Origin of the sequence: Micromonospora sp. NPDC048947 (assembly GCF_040649495.1) — a bacterium.
In the GTDB taxonomy this organism is placed as follows: domain Bacteria; phylum Actinomycetota; class Actinomycetes; order Mycobacteriales; family Micromonosporaceae; genus Micromonospora; species Micromonospora alfalfae.
Genome location: NZ_JBEZFO010000003.1, coordinates 280,924 through 297,811 on the forward strand (window position 1 = coordinate 280,924; position 16,888 = coordinate 297,811).

Below are 16,888 nucleotides of genomic sequence, written 5' to 3' on the forward strand. Positions count from 1 at the left end.
GCCCGGCGCAGTCCATGCGACAGGAGGGACATCATGCTGAAAACCCTCGCGGTCCGGCAGGCCGACATCGGCGATGCCATCGCCGACACCTGGAGGTCGGTGCTGCTCTTCATCCCGAAGGCAGTGGCCTTCATCGTCATCCTCGTGGTCGGCTGGCTCATCGCCAGAGCCGTCCTCAAGATCGTGGATACGGTGCTGGAACGGGTGCGTTTCGACCAGGCGGTCGAACGCGGTGGCATCAAACGGGCCCTGGAGAGAACGAAGTACGACGCCAGCGACATTCTGGCCAGACTGGCGTACTACGCCGTACTGCTGTTCACGCTGCAGTTCGCCTTCGGAGTCTGGGGGCCCAACGCGATCAGTGACCTGATCAGCGGCGTGGTGGCCTGGCTGCCGCGCGCGTTCATCGCGATCGTCATCGTGGTGGTGGCGGCCGCGATCGCCAACGCTGTCCGGGATCTGGTCACCGGGGCGCTGGGAGGGCTCTCGTACGGCAAGGTCCTGGCCGACCTGACGGCGATCTTCATCATCGCGCTCGGTGTGATCGCCGCCCTGAACCAGGTGGGTATCGCCACCACGGTGACCACTCCGGTGCTGATCGCGGTGCTCGCCACTGTGGCAGGCATCCTGATCGTCGGCGTCGGCGGTGGTCTCGTGAAGCCGATGCAGAACCGCTGGGACGGCTGGCTGCACCGGGCGGCCCAGGAGGCTCGGGCGGTGCAGCAGCAACGTCAGGCCGCGTCGGCCGGACGTAGCGACGTGGAGCGGCAGATGGCCGACCGCGGGGGTGACCGCACCCAGGCCATGCCTCGGGTGGACGAAGCCCAGCAGTACCGCTCGTAGCGGGAGAGAACGGCAGCACGGGTCGGGAGGGTGTTCCGCGTACGACGCGGGGCGCCCTCCCCTCGCGTGTCAGTGCCGCTCGAGCGCGCGGGCCAGCGCGCAGACCGCGACCAGGCGGGTGAGCAGCCACTCCGGCTGGCTCCAGTCCACCGACCCGCTGGGTGGCGTCCACCCGTGCTCCAGGGCGGCGGCGCGCACCCCCTCGGCGTAGCCGGCGAGCGCCGCGGAGGTCAGCGGCGTGCGGTCGCCGTCGAGGCTGTCCCGGACGGCCGCCGCGTGCTGGTCGACGAGGGCCAGCAGCCCTGGTCGCGCGGCGGCGGCGGCGAGCCCGACAGTGCCCACGGAGACGGTGAGGGCGGCCAGGGTGGACCGCGCCGAGTCGACGGCGGTACGGGAGGCGACCCGGTTGAACGGCACACGCATGGTGACCGAGGCTAACCGACCAGTGACGGTGTCGACCTCGTCCGCTCGGCGGATGTCGGCTGCGCCACTGGGGCGGTCGCCGCTGACCTGGGGGATTGATCCGGCACAGACGGGGCAGCAGGAGAACACCCACTGATGACGGCACCCGGCACGGAGGCACGGATGGCACAACAGGCGGACGGACCCGACGAGCGGCACCGGCGGCCGGACGGCGTCAGCGACGCGACGGTCGCCGCGCTCGGCAAGCTCAGCGAGGCGCTCGAGTGTGTGGAGCGGGCCCGGGGGCACCTCTACTCGATGCACCAGTTGATCGGCCATGCCGACCTGATGCTCGACGACGCGGTGGAGCAGTTTCGCGCCGCCGGGCATCCGCACCTCGCCGAGCGGATCGCCACGGAGCTGCGTGGCCGCAACGTCATCGCCGGACGGTGGACGTTTCAGATCGTCGAGGACTTCGACGACGGTTACCACGCGCTGTTCCGCGAGTTGGACCAGCAGGCTCGCGACGAGTTGGTGGGTGGGCGGCGCCACCTCTACGAGGCGGAGATGAAGGAACGCCGCCGTAGCCGGGGCCGGCCGGGCCACGAGGCCCGGCCCGGCGGCGGAGGCTAGTCGCTTGTCGCGTCGGCCGGGCGACGCCGTGCCGCGTCGTCAGCGATGATCACGGTGGCCACCATCAGCGCGACGCAGAGGCTGAACAGCCACGACTCGTCGTCGACGAGCCAGGCGGACACTGGCGCCTGGAGCGCGGCGAGCATGAAGCCGAGCCAGGCGAGCCGGCGCTGACGCGTGGAGAGGATTCCGGAGCCTTGATGCATCCCGAAATTCTTACGCGAACCGGCCGCTTTGCCGTCCTCCGATCGGCCGATTCTGGATGAGCTGTCCGCTTTCTCGACCGTACGGACACGACTTCTTTGCGCCGAGGGCGATTGGGCGTCGACAGCGCTAGGGTGCCCCTGCGGCAGGATGGTGCCTCGTGTCCACCCCGCCCGCGCGTCCACGCGCCGCACTGCTCCTGCTGTCCTACCTCGCGTTCGTCAGCCTCGGCCTGCCCGACGGCCTGCTCGGCGTCAGCTGGCCCTCGATCCGGGGCGACTTCGACGTACCGACCGAGGCGGTCGGGTGGGTGCTCACCGCCGGCACCGTCGGCTATCTCACCTCCAGCGTGCTGGCCGGCTTCACGCTGGCAAGGGTCGGCGTGGGCGCCCTGCTCGCCGGCAGCACCCTGCTGGCCAGCCTGGCGCTGACCGGTTACTCGGTCAGCCCCGCACTGGCGGTGCTGGTGGGCTGTGCGCTGCTGCTCGGGCTCGGCTCCGGCGCCGTCGACTCCGGGCTCAACGCGTACGCCGCCGGGGCCTTCGGGCCCCGCCACATGAACTGGTTGCACGCCTTCTTCGGCCTCGGCGTGGCCATCGGTCCACTGATCATGACCGCGGTGCTGAGCGCCGGGCTCGCCTGGCGCTGGGGGTACGGCATCGTGGCCGCCGCCCAACTGGTCCTCGCCGCCGCGTTCGCGCTGACCGTGCGGGCCTGGCACCGCGGCGCCCCAGCCGGAACCGAGGCGGGCGCGGTTGTCCACGGTGAGCCCGCCGCCACGGGTGCCGGGCCGGCGTCGACAGTCCAGGTTCCGGTCCGGGACACGCTGCGGCTGCCAGCGGTCTGGTCGGGGACGCTCGCCTTCGTGCTGTACGTGGCGATCGAGGTGTCCGCCGGGCTGTGGGCGTTCCTGCTGCTGACCGAGGGGCGCGGGCTCAGCGCGGCGCTGGCCGGCGGCTGCGTCTCCGCGTACTGGGGAAGCCTCTTCGTCGGTCGGGTGGTGCAGGGTCTGGTGGCCGAGCGCCTGGGGTCGGGGTTGGTGTTGCGCGTCAGCCTGGCCGGAATGGCCGCCGGCGCGGCGCTGATCGCCGTTCCCGGGCCGGCCGTCCTGGCGGTGCTCGGCCTGGTCGTTGTCGGTTTCGCCGCCGCACCGGTGTTTCCGCTGCTCACCCTCACCACCGCCGAACGGGTCGGCGCGGCGCACGCGGACCGGGCCATCGGCCTCCAGATCGGCGCCGCGGGCATCGGCGCGGCGCTCGTCCCGGCCGGGCTGGGCGTGCTGATCGGCAACACCTCGGTGGAGGTGCTGGGCTCGGCCCTGCTGGTGCTCGCGCTGGCGCTGATCGCGCTCTACGAGTGGGGCGCCCGCCGACCGGCTGCTGGGCCGCCAGTGCCGGCGGTACCCGCCCGGCCCGGGAGCGACCGTCAGACGTCCGGCCCGGTACGGCCGGTGGTCGACGGGCGGTAGGCGCGCTGCGGGTCGGTGGCCTCCCGGCTGTTGCCCTGGGCCTGCCCGTCGCGGTCCGACGCGGCCGGCCCGTGCCCGAACGCGGCCTCCTCGCCGGCGTCGTTGCCCGTCACGTCATCGGCCTGCCCGTCGAGGCTGGAACCCGACACCGCGCGCTCCAACTCCTCCAACGGAAGCCGCTCCTCGTCCCGCCACACCCTGATCTTGTCGTCGGTCATACCTTCAGCCGTACCCGGGCACGATGATCGCAAACGGTGCCCGGCGAGCAGGCTCGGACAGGGCGATGGCCGCCGGGATTCCGGCGGCCATCGCAGGTCACTGCTCAGTGTCACGGCTGCGGACGGTCCACCTGTCCGCGCCAGGCGCCGGTCTCCTGACCACGCCGCTCGATGTAGGTCTTGAACCGTTCCAGGTCGCCCTTGGCCCGTCGGTCGACGATGCCGAGCTTGTCGCCGGCCTGCTCGACCACGCCGTGCGGCTCGAACTCGAGCTGCAGGGTGACCCGGGTCTTGTCCTGGTCCAGTCGGTGGAAGGTCACCACGCCGGCCTGCTGGGTGCCGCCGGTGGAACGCCAGGCGACCCGCTCGTCGGGAAGCTGTTCGGTGATCTCCGCGTCGAACTCGCGCTTCACCCCGGCGATGTCCACCGTCCAGTGGGTCATCGTGTCGGAGAGCTGCCGAACCTCCTGCACACCCTCCATGAACTCCGGGAACTCCTCGAACTGCGTCCACTGGTCGTACGCGGTGCGTACGGGCACTGACACGTCCACATGTTCGGTAACGCCACTCATCGGGGAACCTCCTTCAGTCGCCGGTGGGTTGCGGATCGGGGGGCGATCCAGGTCACCAGCGAGTTGTCTCGTTCTTGTTGCCCAGCGCGGCCCACACCTCGGAGACCGTCTGGTAGACGGTGCCCTCGGGCAGCCGTTCCAGCGCCGCCACGATGTCGTCCGGCGCCTCGTTCTCACGGGCGCTGGCAATGAGCACCAGACGGTCGCCCGGCAGCGCGCTCATCGAGATGAACCGGCCGAGCCGGCTGCGCTGCTCGACGTCCGTAGAGCTCATGCCCTGCGGGGTGCCGGTGCGCAGGTCGCCGGCCGGGGCGGTGGTCGTCTCCGGCTGGTCTTCGCCAGCCGGTTCCGGCACCCGCGACTCGTCGACCCGAGAGCCACCGGTCCCCGGCCCCTGTACGAGGCCGCTGACCTCCTGGCTCATCTGTTCGTCGATCCTCGGTCCGTGCTTGCTGTTGCCACGCTCCATGCCTTCTGCGCTACCCGGCACCCCGCCCGGTAAACCGGCACCGGGCCACGAACCGGCCCTCGGCTCGGCGGCGAACCGGACACCACTGCCGAACGAGGGCTCACTCGTCGGCGGGCTTGCGGGGCGGCAGCACCGGCTCGTCCGGGTCCGGGTCGCCGGCCTGCAACTGCCGCCCGCGCTGCACCTCGGAGTTGATCTGCACACCGAGCATCAGCGCCGAGTTGGACAGGTAGAGCCAGACCAGGAACGCGATTGCGGCTCCGAGGCTGCCGTAGGTGGTGTTGTACGAACCGAAGTTGGCCACGTAGAGGCCGAAGCCGAAGGAGGCCACCGCCCAGGAGATCAGGGCCACCGCCCCGCCCGGGGTGAGCCAGCGGAACCGGGGCTGGCGCACGTTGGGCGCGATCCAGAACAGCAGGGACAACAGCACCATCATGATCATGGCGAGGACCGGCCACTTCGCCACGCTCCACGTCGTGCGGGCCAGGCCGCCGGCATTGACCAGGTCGCCGACCGCGTCGGTGACCGGCCCACTGACGATCAGGCCAAGGGCGACAACAGCGAGCAGCACCAGCGTGATCGCCGCCAGGCCGATCTGTAGCGGTCGAAGCTTCCAGACCGGGCGGCCCTCGGTCACCCCGTAGACAGCGTTCGAGGCGCGGGTGAACGCGCCGATGAAACCCGACGCGGACCAGAGCGCGCCGAGCAGGCCGAAGCTCAGCAGCAGCTTGGGGTTGCTCTGATCGAGCACCACGCTCCGGATCACCCCGACCACGCCGCCCTCGTCGTCGGTCAGCACCGACCCGGCGCCCACCTGGTTGGCCAGGTCGACCACCGTGTCCAGGGTCCGCTCCCCATCGGAGACCAGACCGACCAACGCCACCACCACGATGGCGGACGGAAAGAGCGCCAGCACCCCGTAGTAGGTCAGCGCGGCGGCCCAGTCGGAGCAGTTGTCGGTGACGAAGTTCTGCACGCTGCGGACCAGCACACCGCGCCAGGTCCGCCAGCTCAACTGCCGCATCCGTCGGGGCACCCGGGTGCCCGCTGTGCCGTCGAGCGTCGTACCGGGCTCCGTGGTCGTCATGCCCGCTCCCTGCGCCCCGGCCACCGGATGACCGGTCGTCCGGTCTGGCCTGGCCCGCCGGTACCCGGATGGTGAAATCGACAAACCCACCCGGTACCCGGCCGGCGTCGCTAGGGTTTGCCGCCCGGTCACCGGGGAACGGTCACAGTGACACTGTCGACACGGAGGAGGACGAGATGCCCGGGCGCGAAGACCTGCCCAGCACGCTGCGACGCTCCCCGGAGAAGGCGCAGCGCACCTGGGAGAAGACGCACGACTCGGCGGTCGAGACCTACGGCGAGGGGGAGCGGTCGCACCGCACCGCCTTCGCCGCGGTGAAGCATCAGTTCGAGAAGGTGGGCGACCACTGGGAGCCGAAGGGTCGCAAGGGCCCCAGCGACCAGCAGGCCGCCGGCGGCGGGCCGGAACGACGGGCCCCCACCGCGGGCGGCGTGGACGCCAACGCCACAAAGGACCACCTGATGTCGGTGGCCCGCAAACTCGACGTGCCCGGGCGGTCCAGCATGACCAAACCGGAGCTGGTCACCGCCATCGAGAAGGCAAACGACCGCGCCACCCGCAAGGCCCGCGGCGACTGACCCCAGCCACACCGGAGCACAACCGACGCGGTACGGGCGGACGCGCCACCCCTGCGTCCGCCCGCGCCGTTCACCAGTGCCCGCCGCCGGGCGCCTCGATGTGTACCGCCTTCGTGGCGGTGAACTCGTCCAGCAGCTCCGGGCCGTACCCGAAGCCCTGCCCGCTGGCCCGACGCGGATGCGCGGCACCCCCCGGCGCGCCACCGAACACCGCGTTGACCTTGACCGTGCCCACCGGGAGCTCCCGCCAGGCCCGCTGCGCGTGACTCATCGACGCTGTCAGCACCGTGGCGGCCAGCCCGTACGGTGAGTCAGCAGCGCAACGCAGCGCCTCGTCGAACGAGTCGACGACCACCACCGGGGCGACCGGTCCGAAGGTCTCCTCCCGGACCAGCGACATGTCGTGGCGGCAGTCGGTGACGACGGTGGCCGGGTAGAACGCCCCCGGCCCGTCCGGCACCTCGCCGCCGACCCGCACCCGCGCGCCGTCGGCCACAGCGGCCGCCACCTGCCCGTGCACGTGCTCCCGGTGCCGCCTGTCGACCAGCGGGCCCAGCTCGGTGCCCGGGTCCCGCCCCGGCCCGACCCGCAGCGCTCCCGCGCGTCGCACCAGCGCGGCCACGAAGTCGTCGGCCACCTCCCGGTGCACGTAGAGCCGCTCCACCGCCACGCAGATCTGCCCGGCGTTGGCGAACGCGCCGAGCGCCGCCTGCTCCGCCGCCCACTCCGGGTCGACGCCCGCGTCCACTATCAACGGGTCACTGCCGCCGTTCTCCAGGAGCACCTTCGCCCCGGTGCGGGCCGCCGCGGCGGCGATCGCCCGCCCGGTCGCTGTGGAACCCACGTGGGCCACCACGTCGACGTCCTGGGCCGCCAGTGCCGCACCCACCTCCGGGCCGCCGGTGAGCAGTGACAACACCCCGGGCGGCAGCGCCTGGTCCAGTGCCCGGGCCAGCAGCCACCCCGTCGCCGGTGCCCGTTCGCTCGGCTTGTAGAGCACCACGTTCCCGGTCACCACCGCCGCGCCGAGCAGTCCACAGGAGACCGCCACCGGGTCGTTCCAGGGGGTGATCGCCGCGACCACCCCGCGTGGCTGCGGGGTCAGGAAGTCCAGCGCGTCGGGTTCGCCGTTCAGCGTGCGCCCGCCGCGCAGCGGTGCCAGCTCCGCATACTGTCGCAGGGTGCCGATCCCCGCCTCGACACCGCCGCGCGCGTCCGCCAACGGCTTGCCCATCTCCGCGGTGACCGCCGCCGCCAACTCCTCGATGACGGCCTCCACGGCGTCCGCGGCCCGGTGCACCGCCGCCGCCCGTTCCGCCGGGGCGGTCGCCGCCCACTGGGCCGCCGCGTTGCGGGCCGCCTGGGTCGCCTTGCCCACCTCGTCGGCCGTGGCCACCGGCACCGTGCTCACCGGCGCGTCGTCCGCCGGATCACGCACGACCAGTTCGCCGCCGTCGCCGCCCGCACCCCACACCCCGCCCACCAGCTGCGCAACCGTGTACATGCGGCGCTGGATGCCCCGGCCTCGACGAGGCAAACGCGTTTCGCCCGGTTGCGCGCCGGGTAGGCGGATCCGATGACAACCACCACCGCGCAGAGCGCGGACGCCGTCGTCGTCGGGGCCGGGCACAACGGCCTGGTGGCGGCCAACCTGCTGGCCGACGCCGGCTGGGACGTGGTGGTGCTGGAAGCGACAGCGGTGCCCGGCGGCGCGGTCCGCTCCGCTGAGGTCACCGCGCCCGGCTACCTCAGCGACCTCTACAGCTCGTTCTACCCCCTTGGGTACGCCTCGCCGGTGCTGGGCGGCCTGGACCTGGGTCGACACGGACTGTCCTGGCGGCACTCGCCGGACGTGCTGGCGCACCTGCTGCCCGACGGTCGAGCCGCGGTGATCAATCGGGATCCGGACGTCACGGCGGCGTCGCTGGAGCAGTTCGCCCCCGGGGACGGTAAGCGCTGGCTCAACGCGTACACCGACTGGCTCGACGTGGCCGAGCCGATGCTGGAGGCGATCACCTCGCCCTTCCCTCCGGTACGCGGCGGGTTGGGCCTGCTGCGTCGGTTGCGCGTCGCGGGCGCGCTGCGACTCGCGCGCCGACTCGTCGTGCCGGTCCGCAAACTTGGCGACGAACTCTTCGACGGTCCCGGCGGGCCGGCCCTGCTGGCCGGCTGTGCCCTGCACACCGACCTCTCCCCGGAGGAGGCCGGCTCCGGGGTGTACGGCTGGCTGCTGGCCATGCTCGGCCAGCAGGTCGGCTGGCCGGTGCCGAACGGCGGCGCGCAGCAGATCACCAACGCGTTGGTGGATCGGCTACAGGCGCGTGGCGGGACGATCATCTACGGCGCCCGGGCCGATCGGGTGCTCACCGCCCGGGGCCGGGCGATGGGGGTCCGGACCGTCGGCGGCGCGCTGTGGCGGGCCCGGCGGGCCGTGCTCGCCGACGTGCCGGCACCGGCGCTCTATCTCGACCTGGTCGGCGCTGCGGCACTGCCGTCCCGGCTGGTGGAGGACCTGGCGCACTTCCGGTGGGACGGCTCCACGCTGAAGGTGGACTGGGCGCTCTCCGCGCCGGTGCCCTGGACGAACCGGCAGTTGGCCGGCGCCGGCACCGTGCACCTCGGCGCGGACCTGAACGGGCTCACCCACTACGCCAGCGAACTGGCCCGAGGTGAGCTGCCCCGCGACCCGTTCCTGCTGGTTGGGCAGATGTCGGTGGCGGACCCGAGCCACTCCCCGCCGGGCACCGAGTCGCTCTGGTCGTACACCCATCTGCCGTTCCGCCGGAACTGGCGGGCCGAGGAGGTCGCCGGGCACGTGCAGCGGATGGAGGACGTGCTGGAGGCGGCGGCCCCGGGTTTCCGGCGCCTGATCGTGGGCCGACACGTGGCCGGACCGGCCGACCTGGAGAAGGGCAACCCGAGCCTGGTCGGTGGCACGCTCGGCGGCGGGACCGCCGCCGCGTACCAGCAGCTCTTCCTACGCCCGATCCCTGGCCTGGGCCGGGCGGACACCCCGGTGGACCGGCTCTTCCTGGCCAGCGCCTCGGCGCACCCCGGCGGCGGTGTGCACGGCGCGCCCGGCGCGAACGCCGCCCGGGCGGCCCTGGCCCGCGACCGCGCGCTCACCGGCCGCGCCTACGCCGCAGCCGTCTCCACCGCCCACCGCGCCATCTACCCCGACCAACCGCCCACCCCCACCCCCTGAGCTCTCGGTGATCAAGAGGTTTGCGTCGCCAGCGTCGGCGGATCTGACGCAAAGCTCTTGATCACCCAGGCGGGGTGGGTGGGGTGGGCGTTGTTAGCGGGTGATGTTGCGGTGTTTGCTGCGGAGGCGGAAGGGCATCAGCGCGCTCTCCACCTTCGTCGCTGTGGTCATCTTGGAGACGCCGTCGCGCCGCTCCTCGAAACGGATCGGCACCTCCAGGATGGTGTGCCCCAGCTTGGTGGCGAGGTAGTGCATCTCCACCTGGAAGCTGTAGCCATTGGACTGCACCCGCTCCAGGTCGATGTCGCGCAGGGCTTCGGCCTGCCAGATCTTGAAGCCGGCGGTGAGGTCCCGGATGCGTACCCGCAGCAGGGTGTGCACGTAGAGGTTGGCCCAGCCGCTGAGCGCCCGGCGGTAGAGCGGCCAGTTCTCGTCCAGCTCGCCGCCGGGCACGTACCGGGAACCGATCACCACGCTGGCCTGGGTGGAGAGCAGCGCGCCGAGCATCCCCGGCAGCGCCTCGGGCGGGTGCGAGAGGTCGGCGTCCATCTGCGCCACGTACTCGGCGCCGCCCTCGATCGCCCGGGTCATCCCGTCCACGTACGCCCGGCCGAGGCCTTCCTTGCCGGCGCGGTGCACGACCTCGACCCGGTCGGGGTGCTCGATGGCCAACTTGTCGGCCACCTCCCCGGTGCCGTCGGGGGAGTTGTCGTCGGCGACGAGGATGCGCAGCCCCGGCAGCGGCAGCGCGAGCAGTCGCTCGACCAGCGTCGGGAGGTTGCCCGCCTCGTTGTAGGTGGGCACGACGACGGTCAGGCGTGCGTCCCGCCACGGCGACGGCAACTGCACCGGCTTGATCATGTCGGTCATCCTCGGTTTGCGGACAAGGGTCATGCAAAGGGTATCTAGTTCCCGGATTCGGTCCGAGGGAGGCACCCCTTCCGGGCGTTGCGGACTTTCGCCGCCTACCGTGCGCGGGCGTCGAAGCCCTGGTCAGCGGCTTGATCTGGTCAACGCCGACGGCGAGCGACGGCGCTGAGGGCGAGCGCCGCGACGGCGAGCGCGACACCGGAGAGCGCCGGTTTGTGCGTGCCGACCCAGAGCGCCGCGGAACGGTCGCGTGCCTGTTCGCGGAAAACACCCGCCGTGCCCCGGTCCGTGTCCGCATCGCCGGGGTGATCCAGATTGTCCCGCCAGGCCGCCGGATCGATCTTCTCACCGGTCTGCTGGCTGTCGTAGCCGTCGCGGGCCAGCTTCCGGTCCAACAGGCCGGGGAACAGGGCGTCGCCCACCCGGGCCAGCCAGGTCGGGCCACCCACGTTCAACTCTCTGGTGCCGCGGTCGGCAGCCCAGACGATGGCCCGGGCGGCCAACTCCGGAGTGAAGATCGGCGGCACCGGCTGCGGATGCCGGGGGAGCCGGGTACGGACCCAGGAGAACTGCGGCGTGTTGACCGCCGGTAGCTGCACCATTGACAACTTCACCCCCGGGCAGTCGTGCAGCAGCTCGGCGCGCAGCGAGTCGTTGAACCCCTGGACGGCGTGCTTGCTGGCGCAGTACGCCGACTGGAGCGGGATCCCCCGGTAGGCCAACGCGGAGCCCACCTGCACGATCGTGCCCCGCCCGTGCGCCCGCATGTGCCGCAGCGCGGCGAGGGTGCCGTGCACGGTGCCCAGGTAGGTGACCTCGGTGACCCGACGGAACTCGCGCGCCGGAATCTCCCAGGCCGGCGCGAACACCGACGCCATCGCGTTGTTGACCCACACGTCGATGCCGCCCCAGCGGTGCACGACGTCGTCGGCGGCCTGCTGCACCGCGCCCGCGTCGGCCACGTCCACCCGGTACACCCGCACGTCCGTCGCGCCGCGCAGTCGGCACTCCCGCTCGGCGGCGACCAGCCCCGCCTCGCCCCGAGCCAGCAGCGCCAGCCGGGCGCCGCGCGCCGCGTACGTGTGGGCGACGGCTCGGCCTACGCCGGCGCTCGCGCCGGTCACCACCACGGTCCGGGTCACAGTCATCCCTTCTGCCGGGTGGCGATGTCGGAGAGCCGGGCCAGCGTCTCCCGGTTACGTCGGTGCAGCACCAGATCGTTGACTTTGTTGTGGACCCAGCGAAGCGGGCCGGCCGCGAAGTCCTCCCCGAGGCGCACCCGGGTGGCGCCGTCGCCGACCGGCTCCAGGGTGAAGGCCACTATCGCCTCGCCCGCCGGCCAGAGCCCGGCCTTGAGCACGAGCCGGTGCGGCGGCTCGCAGACCAGCACCGTCGAGGCGTCCTGCAACGAGAACGGCCACGGCCCGGCACGGTGGTGCAGTTGGCTGCCCACCCGGGGCCAGGCGTCGTCCACGTCCCGCATGTGCGCCGTGCCGACCACCCAGTCGCTGTACGTCCATCCGTCCGCGAGCACGTCGAACACCTGCTCAGGGGAAGCATCGATCACTTTCTCCACAATCGCCACCGGGATCCCATACCCGAGCACGGCACTGGCTAACAGCAGAGCGGGTTAGCTTCTCTCGAACGGCGGGTAAGGCCGACCCGGGGCATCGCCGGCGGCGCTGGCCCACCCCCTCGACGACGACGTTTACTCCTCGGGGCGCAGGGAACCCGCCGGCTGTGCGACAGGACCAGGAGGATCCGTATCAGCGCAGGTCAGCCCCGGTTTACGCCGCTGCTGACCGCGCCGGTTCCAGGTCTGTCGCAAGCCCCCGAGCGGTGCTCTACGACGCCGTGCTGCTGGACCGCGACGGCACCCTGATCGAGGACGTGCCGTACAACGGCGATCCGGAGAAGGTGCGGCCGGTGCCGGGCGCGCGGGCGGCGCTGGACCGGCTGCGCGCGGCCGGGCTGCGGCTGGCCGTCGTCACGAACCAGTCGGGCCTGGCCCGGGGCTACTTCACCGGTGCGCAGATGCGGGCGGTGCACGCCCGCGTCGAGGAGCTGCTGGGCCGGTTCGACGCGTGGCTGGTCTGCCCGCACGACGACGCCGACGGCTGTGACTGCCGCAAGCCGGCGCCGGGCCTGGTGTACGCCGCCGCCCGCGAGCTGGGCACGACGCCGACCCGTTGCGTACTCGTTGGCGACATCGGCCGGGACGTCGCCGCCGCCATGGCCGCCGGGGCGGCGGGGGTGCTGGTGCCCACCCCGGTGACCCGGCCGGAGGAGGTCGCCGCCGCCGGATGGGTGGCCACCGATCTGCCGGCGGCGGTGGCGGAGATCCTGCGCCGCCAACGGGCGGTGCAGCCCTCGACCCCGCCCACCGAACCGGTACGGACTGCGCTCGTGGTCCGCTCGGACTCGGCGGGTGACGTGCTGGTCACCGGCCCGGCGATCCGCGCCGTCGCGGCCGGAGCGGAGCGGGTGGTGCTGCTGTGCGGGCCGCGCGGCCGGGCCGCCGCCAACCTGTTGCCCGGCATCGACGAGATCATCGAGCATCCGCTGCCGTGGATCGACCCCGCGCCGGGTCCGGTCGACCCGGAGGCCATGCGGAGCCTGTCCGCGCGGCTGGGCGCTGTCGGCGCGGACCAGGCGGTGGTGTTCACCTCGTTCCACCAGTCCGCCCTGCCGCTGGCGCTGCTGCTGCGGATGGCGGGGATCGGCCGGATCGCGGCGATCAGCGACGACTATCCGGGCTCGCTGCTGGACATCCGGCACCGGGTGCCGGTGGGCGTCCCCGAACCCGAACGCGCGCTCTCCCTTGCCGCCGCCGCCGGCCACCGGTTGCCCGACGGCGACGAACCGGTTCTGCGGCTGCGCCGGGACGCCGTACCGCAGCGCCCGGCCGACCTCGGCGACCCGGGGTACGTGGTACTGCACCCCGGGTCGGCCGCGTCGAGCCGGGCCTGCCCGCCGGAGGTGGCCACCCGGATCGTCGGGGCGCTGACCGACGCCGGGCACCGGGTGCTGGTCACCGGTGGCCCGGACGAGCGCGCTGTCACCGCCCGGGTCGCCGCTGCCGGCGGTACCGACCTGGGCGGCCGCACCGACCTGGCCGGGCTGGCCGCGATCGTCGCGGACGCCAGCGCGGTAGTGGTCGGCAACACCGGACCCGCGCACCTGGCGGCCGCCGCCGGTGTGCCCGTGGTGAGTCTCTTCGCGCCGACCGTCCCGTTCGGCCAGTGGGGGCCCTACCGGGTGCCCACCGTCCGGCTCGGCGACGCCGCCGCTGCCTGCCGGGATACTCGGGCGGCCAGTTGCCCGGTCCCCGGGCACCCCTGCCTCAGTGGCGTCGACCCGGGCGACGTGGTCGACGCGCTCCGGACCCTCGCCGTCAGCGGTGGTGGCGGCCGATGAACATCCTGCTCTGGCACGTGCACGGCTCCTGGACCACATCGTTCGTGCACGGCAGCCATCGTTACCTGATTCCCACCACACCCGACCGCGGCCCGTACGGCCTCGGCCGGGCCCGCACCTACCCGTGGCCCGACAGCGCTGTCGAGGTCAGCCCGGAGGAGCTGCCGAGCGCGGACGTCGACGTGGTCATCCTGCAACGCCCCGAGGAGATCGACAGGGCCGAGCAGTGGCTTCGTCGCCGCCCCGGTCGCGACCTTCCCGCGATCTACGTCGAGCACAACACCCCCAAGGGCGACGTGCCCAACACCCGGCACCCGATGGCCGACCGCGACGACCTGCTCATCGCCCACGTCACCGGGTTCAATCAGATCTTCTGGGACACCGGCGCCACTCGCACCACAGTGGTCGACCACGGCATCGTCGCCCCCTCCGCGTCGTACACGGGGGAGCTGGACCGGCTCGCCGTGGTGATCAACGAGCCGGTACGGCGAGGTCGGGTCACCGGCACCGACCTGCTGCCCCAGTTCGCCGAGATCGCGCCGCTTGACGTCTTCGGCATGGGCGTCGCCGGCCTGGCCGACCACCTCGGGCTGCCCGCCGACCGGCTGATCAGCCACGACGACGTGCCCCAGGGGCGGATGCACACCGAACTGGCCCGGCGGCGGGCGTACCTGCACCTGTGCCGGTGGACCTCCCTCGGGCTCAGCCTCATCGAGGCGATGTCGATCGGCATGCCGGTCGTCGCGCTCGCCACCACCGAGGCGGTGATGGCAGTGCCCCCGGAGGCGGGGGCGCTCGCCACCCGGACCGACACCCTGCTCGACGCCGCCCGCCGGTTCATCGCCGAACCGGCCACCGCGCGGCAGGCCGGAGCGGCGGCGCGAACCGCCGCGCGCGACAGGTACGGCCTCGACCGTTTCCTCGCTGACTGGGACCGGCTGCTGGAGGAGGAAGTATGCGGATCGCGATGATCTCGGAGCACGCCAGCCCGCTCGCCGTCCTCGGAGGGGAGGATGCCGGCGGCCAGAACACGCACGTCGCGGAGCTGTCCGCCGCGCTCGCCGCCGCCGGGCACGAGGTGCGGGTCTACACCCGCCGCGACGCGCCCGACCTGCCGGTGACCGTCCGCAGCCCGGACGGGTACGACGTGGTGCACGTGCCGGCCGGCCCGGCCGAGCCGGTGGCCAAGGACGCGCTGCTGCCGCACATGCGGGAGTTCAGCAACTGGCTGATCGAGCGCTGGCGCGGCGGCGACTGGGTGCCCGAGGTGATCCACGCGCACTTCTGGATGAGCGGCCTGGCCGGGCTGACCGCCGGCCGGCAGACCGGGGTGCCGGTGGTGCAGACGTACCACGCGCTGGGCACCGTGAAGCGCCGCTACCAGGGTGTGCAGGACACCAGCCCGGCCCGACGGGTCGCCTACGAGCGGGAGCTTGGCCGCTCGGTGGACCGGATCGTCGCGCAGTGCCGCGACGAGGTGGGCGAGTTGGTCCGGATGGGTGTGCCCCGGTCCCGGATGACAGTGGTGCCCTCCGGGGTCAACCTCACCACCTTCGCCCCGCTCGGGCCGGCCGCCGACCGCGAACCGGGACGGGCCCGCATCCTCACAGTGGGTCGGCTGGTCGAGCGCAAGGGCTTCCAGACCGTGGTCCGCGCGATGGCGCTCGTCCCGGACGCCGAGTGCGTGGTCGTCGGCGGCCCACCCGAGGGGCTGCTGGAGACCGACCCGTACGCCCGCCGGCTGCGTGCCCTCGCGGAGTCGTGCGGGGTGGCCGATCGGGTGCACCTGGTCGGCGCGGTGCCCCGGGAGGAGATGGGCCGCTGGTACCGCTCGGCGGACCTGCTGGTCGCCGCACCCTGGTACGAGCCGTTCGGGTTGACCCCGCTGGAGGCGATGGCCTGTGGGGTGCCGGTCGTCGGCACGGCAGTGGGCGGCATCCGGGACACAGTGGTCGACGGGACGACCGGCGACCTCGTGCCGGCCCGGGACCCGCGCGCGCTGGCCACCGCGATCCAGGGGTTGCTCGACGACCGGATCAGGCGTTTCGCGTACGCGACCGCGGCGCGTGAGCGGGCCCGGGAGCGGTACTCGTGGGCTGCCACGGCCGAGCGGCTGGTGGAGGTCTACAGCGAGGTGGCCGCCGTGCGCCGGCCGACCCGGGTGGTGGCCTGATGCCGACGGGCAGCCTGCTCGACACCCACCTGACGAATCTCGCCGCGGCGCTGGTGCCGTACCGACTGTGCGAGCGACAGCTGGCGGGTTGGGGCGCGGACCTGGCTTACCGGCTGGCCGCCGGGGGCCGCCTGCTGGTGGCCGGCAACGGAGGCAGCGCCGCCGAGGCCCAGCACCTCACCGCCGAGCTGGTCGGCAAGCTGCACGACGACCGTCAGCCGCTGTCCGCTATCGCGCTGCACGCCGAGACGAGCGCGCTCACCGCCATCGCCAACGACTACGGCTACACCGACGTGTACGCCCGCCAGGTGCGTGCCCACGGCCGCCCCGGCGACATCCTGCTGTTGCTGAGCACCAGCGGGACCAGCGCCAACCTGGTCGCCGCCGCGCAGGCGGCCCGCGACGTCGGGGTGACCACCTGGGCGCTCACCGGCGCCGCCCCCAATCCGCTCGCCGACGCCTGCGACGACGTGCTGGCCGTCGCGTCCCCGGACACCCAGGTCGTCCAGGAGCTGCACCTGGTGACCAGTCATCTGCTCTGCGAGTACCTCGAACAGGAGTTGCCCGCCGCGCTGGCGGCGGTCGCCGATCCGGCGGTCGTCCGCCCCGTGCCCGGAACGCCCGCACCGGACGGTCGGTTGAGCGCCGCGCCGGTACGCGCCGGGGTCGAGGTGGTGCTCGACGGCGGGCCGGGACAGCAGGTCGACGCGTGAGCCGGACAGCAGGTCGACCCGTGAGGATGAGGAGGC

General features: G+C 72.8%; 19 protein-coding genes. 9 read left to right on the plus strand and 10 right to left on the minus strand.

From position 1 onward, the window contains the following. The first annotated feature begins 33 nt into the window (after nt 1-33). Complete coding sequence (locus AB0B98_RS06715) at nt 34-843, plus strand: hypothetical protein (RefSeq protein ID WP_051708712.1); 810 nt, start codon at nt 34-36, stop codon at nt 841-843. 69 nt (nt 844-912) lie between these two features. On the opposite strand, the gene AB0B98_RS06720 is transcribed toward AB0B98_RS06715, so the two are convergent. Beyond that, nucleotides 913-1,266: a DUF6401 family natural product biosynthesis protein gene (locus tag AB0B98_RS06720; protein WP_238669919.1), complete on the minus strand. Its 354-nt coding sequence runs from the start codon at nt 1,264-1,266 to the stop codon at nt 913-915. 162 nt (nt 1,267-1,428) lie between these two features. Here AB0B98_RS06720 and AB0B98_RS06725 point away from each other — a divergent pair, with 162 nt between their 5' ends. Next, nucleotides 1,429-1,878 (plus strand): hypothetical protein, encoded by a 450-nt coding sequence (locus tag AB0B98_RS06725; protein WP_238669920.1) that lies wholly within the window; start codon nt 1,429-1,431, stop codon nt 1,876-1,878. Here AB0B98_RS06725 and AB0B98_RS06730 read toward each other — a convergent pair. Next, nucleotides 1,875-2,084, minus strand: coding sequence for a hypothetical protein (locus AB0B98_RS06730; protein ID WP_238669921.1), 210 nt, complete (start codon nt 2,082-2,084; stop codon nt 1,875-1,877). The two genes, AB0B98_RS06725 and AB0B98_RS06730, sit on opposite strands and share 4 nt — an antisense overlap. Nucleotides 2,085-2,242: 158 nt before the next feature. Here AB0B98_RS06730 and AB0B98_RS06735 point away from each other — a divergent pair, with 158 nt between their 5' ends. Then, entirely contained in the window at nt 2,243-3,550 is a 1,308-nt protein-coding gene (locus AB0B98_RS06735) for an MFS transporter (RefSeq protein WP_357361311.1), read from the plus strand. On the opposite strand, the gene AB0B98_RS06740 is transcribed toward AB0B98_RS06735, so the two are convergent. From AB0B98_RS06740 to AB0B98_RS06755, 4 genes are all read right to left on the minus strand, one after another. Next, nucleotides 3,508-3,768, minus strand: coding sequence for a hypothetical protein (locus AB0B98_RS06740; protein WP_238669923.1), 261 nt, complete (start codon nt 3,766-3,768; stop codon nt 3,508-3,510). The two genes, AB0B98_RS06735 and AB0B98_RS06740, sit on opposite strands and share 43 nt — an antisense overlap. Before the next feature lie 110 nt (nt 3,769-3,878). Beyond that, complete coding sequence (locus AB0B98_RS06745) at nt 3,879-4,340, minus strand: SRPBCC family protein (protein WP_196927398.1); 462 nt, start codon at nt 4,338-4,340, stop codon at nt 3,879-3,881. Nucleotides 4,341-4,392: 52 nt separating this feature from the next. Continuing rightward, nucleotides 4,393-4,809, minus strand: coding sequence for a DUF2795 domain-containing protein (locus AB0B98_RS06750; RefSeq protein WP_088947320.1), 417 nt, complete (start codon nt 4,807-4,809; stop codon nt 4,393-4,395). Between the two features lie 100 nt (nt 4,810-4,909). Next, nucleotides 4,910-5,896 (minus strand): YihY/virulence factor BrkB family protein, encoded by a 987-nt coding sequence (locus AB0B98_RS06755; protein ID WP_357361312.1) that lies wholly within the window; start codon nt 5,894-5,896, stop codon nt 4,910-4,912. 176 nt (nt 5,897-6,072) lie between these two features. On the opposite strand from AB0B98_RS06755, the gene AB0B98_RS06760 reads away from it, so the two are divergent. Continuing rightward, nucleotides 6,073-6,474 carry a ChaB family protein gene (locus AB0B98_RS06760; RefSeq protein WP_210785235.1) on the plus strand — a complete coding sequence of 134 codons (402 nt, stop codon included), beginning with the start codon at nt 6,073-6,075 and terminating at the stop codon, nt 6,472-6,474. 70 nt (nt 6,475-6,544) lie between these two features. On the opposite strand, the gene AB0B98_RS06765 is transcribed toward AB0B98_RS06760, so the two are convergent. Continuing rightward, entirely contained in the window at nt 6,545-7,978 is a 1,434-nt protein-coding gene (locus AB0B98_RS06765; protein WP_357361313.1) for an aldehyde dehydrogenase family protein, read from the minus strand. A gap of 72 nt (nt 7,979-8,050) precedes the next feature. Between AB0B98_RS06765 and AB0B98_RS06770 the strand changes: the two genes are divergently transcribed. Then, entirely contained in the window at nt 8,051-9,679 is a 1,629-nt protein-coding gene (locus tag AB0B98_RS06770; RefSeq protein ID WP_357361314.1) for an NAD(P)/FAD-dependent oxidoreductase, read from the plus strand. 93 nt (nt 9,680-9,772) lie between these two features. On the opposite strand, the gene AB0B98_RS06775 is transcribed toward AB0B98_RS06770, so the two are convergent. The 3 genes from AB0B98_RS06775 to AB0B98_RS06785 all read right to left on the minus strand — a co-directional run bounded on the left by AB0B98_RS06775 (nt 9,773) and on the right by AB0B98_RS06785 (nt 12,134). Beyond that, complete coding sequence (locus AB0B98_RS06775; RefSeq protein WP_210785233.1) at nt 9,773-10,540, minus strand: polyprenol monophosphomannose synthase; 768 nt, start codon at nt 10,538-10,540, stop codon at nt 9,773-9,775. 149 nt (nt 10,541-10,689) lie between these two features. Next, nucleotides 10,690-11,697: an SDR family oxidoreductase gene (locus tag AB0B98_RS06780; protein ID WP_357361315.1), complete on the minus strand. Its 1,008-nt coding sequence runs from the start codon at nt 11,695-11,697 to the stop codon at nt 10,690-10,692. Next, nucleotides 11,694-12,134: an SRPBCC family protein gene (locus tag AB0B98_RS06785; RefSeq protein ID WP_238669931.1), complete on the minus strand. Its 441-nt coding sequence runs from the start codon at nt 12,132-12,134 to the stop codon at nt 11,694-11,696. The genes AB0B98_RS06780 and AB0B98_RS06785 overlap by 4 nt, the downstream gene beginning before the upstream one ends. Before the next feature lie 269 nt (nt 12,135-12,403). On the opposite strand from AB0B98_RS06785, the gene AB0B98_RS06790 reads away from it, so the two are divergent. The 4 genes from AB0B98_RS06790 to AB0B98_RS06805 are packed head-to-tail and all read left to right on the plus strand — an operon-like array spanning nt 12,404 to nt 16,852. Further along, on the plus strand, nt 12,404-13,966 hold the full coding sequence (locus AB0B98_RS06790; RefSeq protein ID WP_357361405.1) for an HAD-IIIA family hydrolase: 1,563 nt from the start codon (nt 12,404-12,406) through the stop codon (nt 13,964-13,966). Continuing rightward, a complete protein-coding gene (locus AB0B98_RS06795; protein WP_357361316.1) occupies nt 13,963-14,937 on the plus strand; it encodes a glycosyltransferase in 975 nt (324 codons plus the stop codon). Before AB0B98_RS06790 ends, AB0B98_RS06795 begins: the two co-directional genes overlap by 4 nt. Continuing rightward, a complete protein-coding gene (locus AB0B98_RS06800; RefSeq protein ID WP_357287357.1) occupies nt 14,922-16,139 on the plus strand; it encodes a glycosyltransferase in 1,218 nt (405 codons plus the stop codon). Before AB0B98_RS06795 ends, AB0B98_RS06800 begins: the two co-directional genes overlap by 16 nt. Then, a complete protein-coding gene (locus AB0B98_RS06805) occupies nt 16,136-16,852 on the plus strand; it encodes an SIS domain-containing protein (protein ID WP_357361406.1) in 717 nt (238 codons plus the stop codon). The genes AB0B98_RS06800 and AB0B98_RS06805 overlap by 4 nt, the downstream gene beginning before the upstream one ends. The last annotated feature ends 36 nt before the right edge of the window (nt 16,853-16,888 follow it).

What these genes read in the sequence shown, in the direction of transcription:
- AB0B98_RS06715 (WP_051708712.1), top strand. Translation starts at nt 34, where the DNA reads ATGCTGAAAACCCTCGCGGTCCGGCAGGCCGACATCGGCGATGCCATC.
- AB0B98_RS06720 (WP_238669919.1), bottom strand. Translation starts at nt 1,266, where the DNA reads ATGCGTGTGCCGTTCAACCGGGTCGCCTCCCGTACCGCCGTCGACTCG.
- AB0B98_RS06725 (WP_238669920.1), top strand. Translation starts at nt 1,429, where the DNA reads ATGGCACAACAGGCGGACGGACCCGACGAGCGGCACCGGCGGCCGGAC.
- AB0B98_RS06730 (WP_238669921.1), bottom strand. Translation starts at nt 2,084, where the DNA reads ATGCATCAAGGCTCCGGAATCCTCTCCACGCGTCAGCGCCGGCTCGCC.
- AB0B98_RS06740 (WP_238669923.1), bottom strand. Translation starts at nt 3,768, where the DNA reads ATGACCGACGACAAGATCAGGGTGTGGCGGGACGAGGAGCGGCTTCCG.
- AB0B98_RS06745 (WP_196927398.1), bottom strand. Translation starts at nt 4,340, where the DNA reads ATGAGTGGCGTTACCGAACATGTGGACGTGTCAGTGCCCGTACGCACC.
- AB0B98_RS06750 (WP_088947320.1), bottom strand. Translation starts at nt 4,809, where the DNA reads ATGGAGCGTGGCAACAGCAAGCACGGACCGAGGATCGACGAACAGATG.
- AB0B98_RS06755 (WP_357361312.1), bottom strand. Translation starts at nt 5,896, where the DNA reads ATGACGACCACGGAGCCCGGTACGACGCTCGACGGCACAGCGGGCACC.
- AB0B98_RS06760 (WP_210785235.1), top strand. Translation starts at nt 6,073, where the DNA reads ATGCCCGGGCGCGAAGACCTGCCCAGCACGCTGCGACGCTCCCCGGAG.
- AB0B98_RS06765 (WP_357361313.1), bottom strand. Translation starts at nt 7,978, where the DNA reads ATGTACACGGTTGCGCAGCTGGTGGGCGGGGTGTGGGGTGCGGGCGGC.
- AB0B98_RS06770 (WP_357361314.1), top strand. Translation starts at nt 8,051, where the DNA reads ATGACAACCACCACCGCGCAGAGCGCGGACGCCGTCGTCGTCGGGGCC.
- AB0B98_RS06775 (WP_210785233.1), bottom strand. Translation starts at nt 10,540, where the DNA reads ATGATCAAGCCGGTGCAGTTGCCGTCGCCGTGGCGGGACGCACGCCTG.
- AB0B98_RS06780 (WP_357361315.1), bottom strand. Translation starts at nt 11,697, where the DNA reads ATGACTGTGACCCGGACCGTGGTGGTGACCGGCGCGAGCGCCGGCGTA.
- AB0B98_RS06795 (WP_357361316.1), top strand. Translation starts at nt 13,963, where the DNA reads ATGAACATCCTGCTCTGGCACGTGCACGGCTCCTGGACCACATCGTTC.
- AB0B98_RS06800 (WP_357287357.1), top strand. Translation starts at nt 14,922, where the DNA reads ATGCGGATCGCGATGATCTCGGAGCACGCCAGCCCGCTCGCCGTCCTC.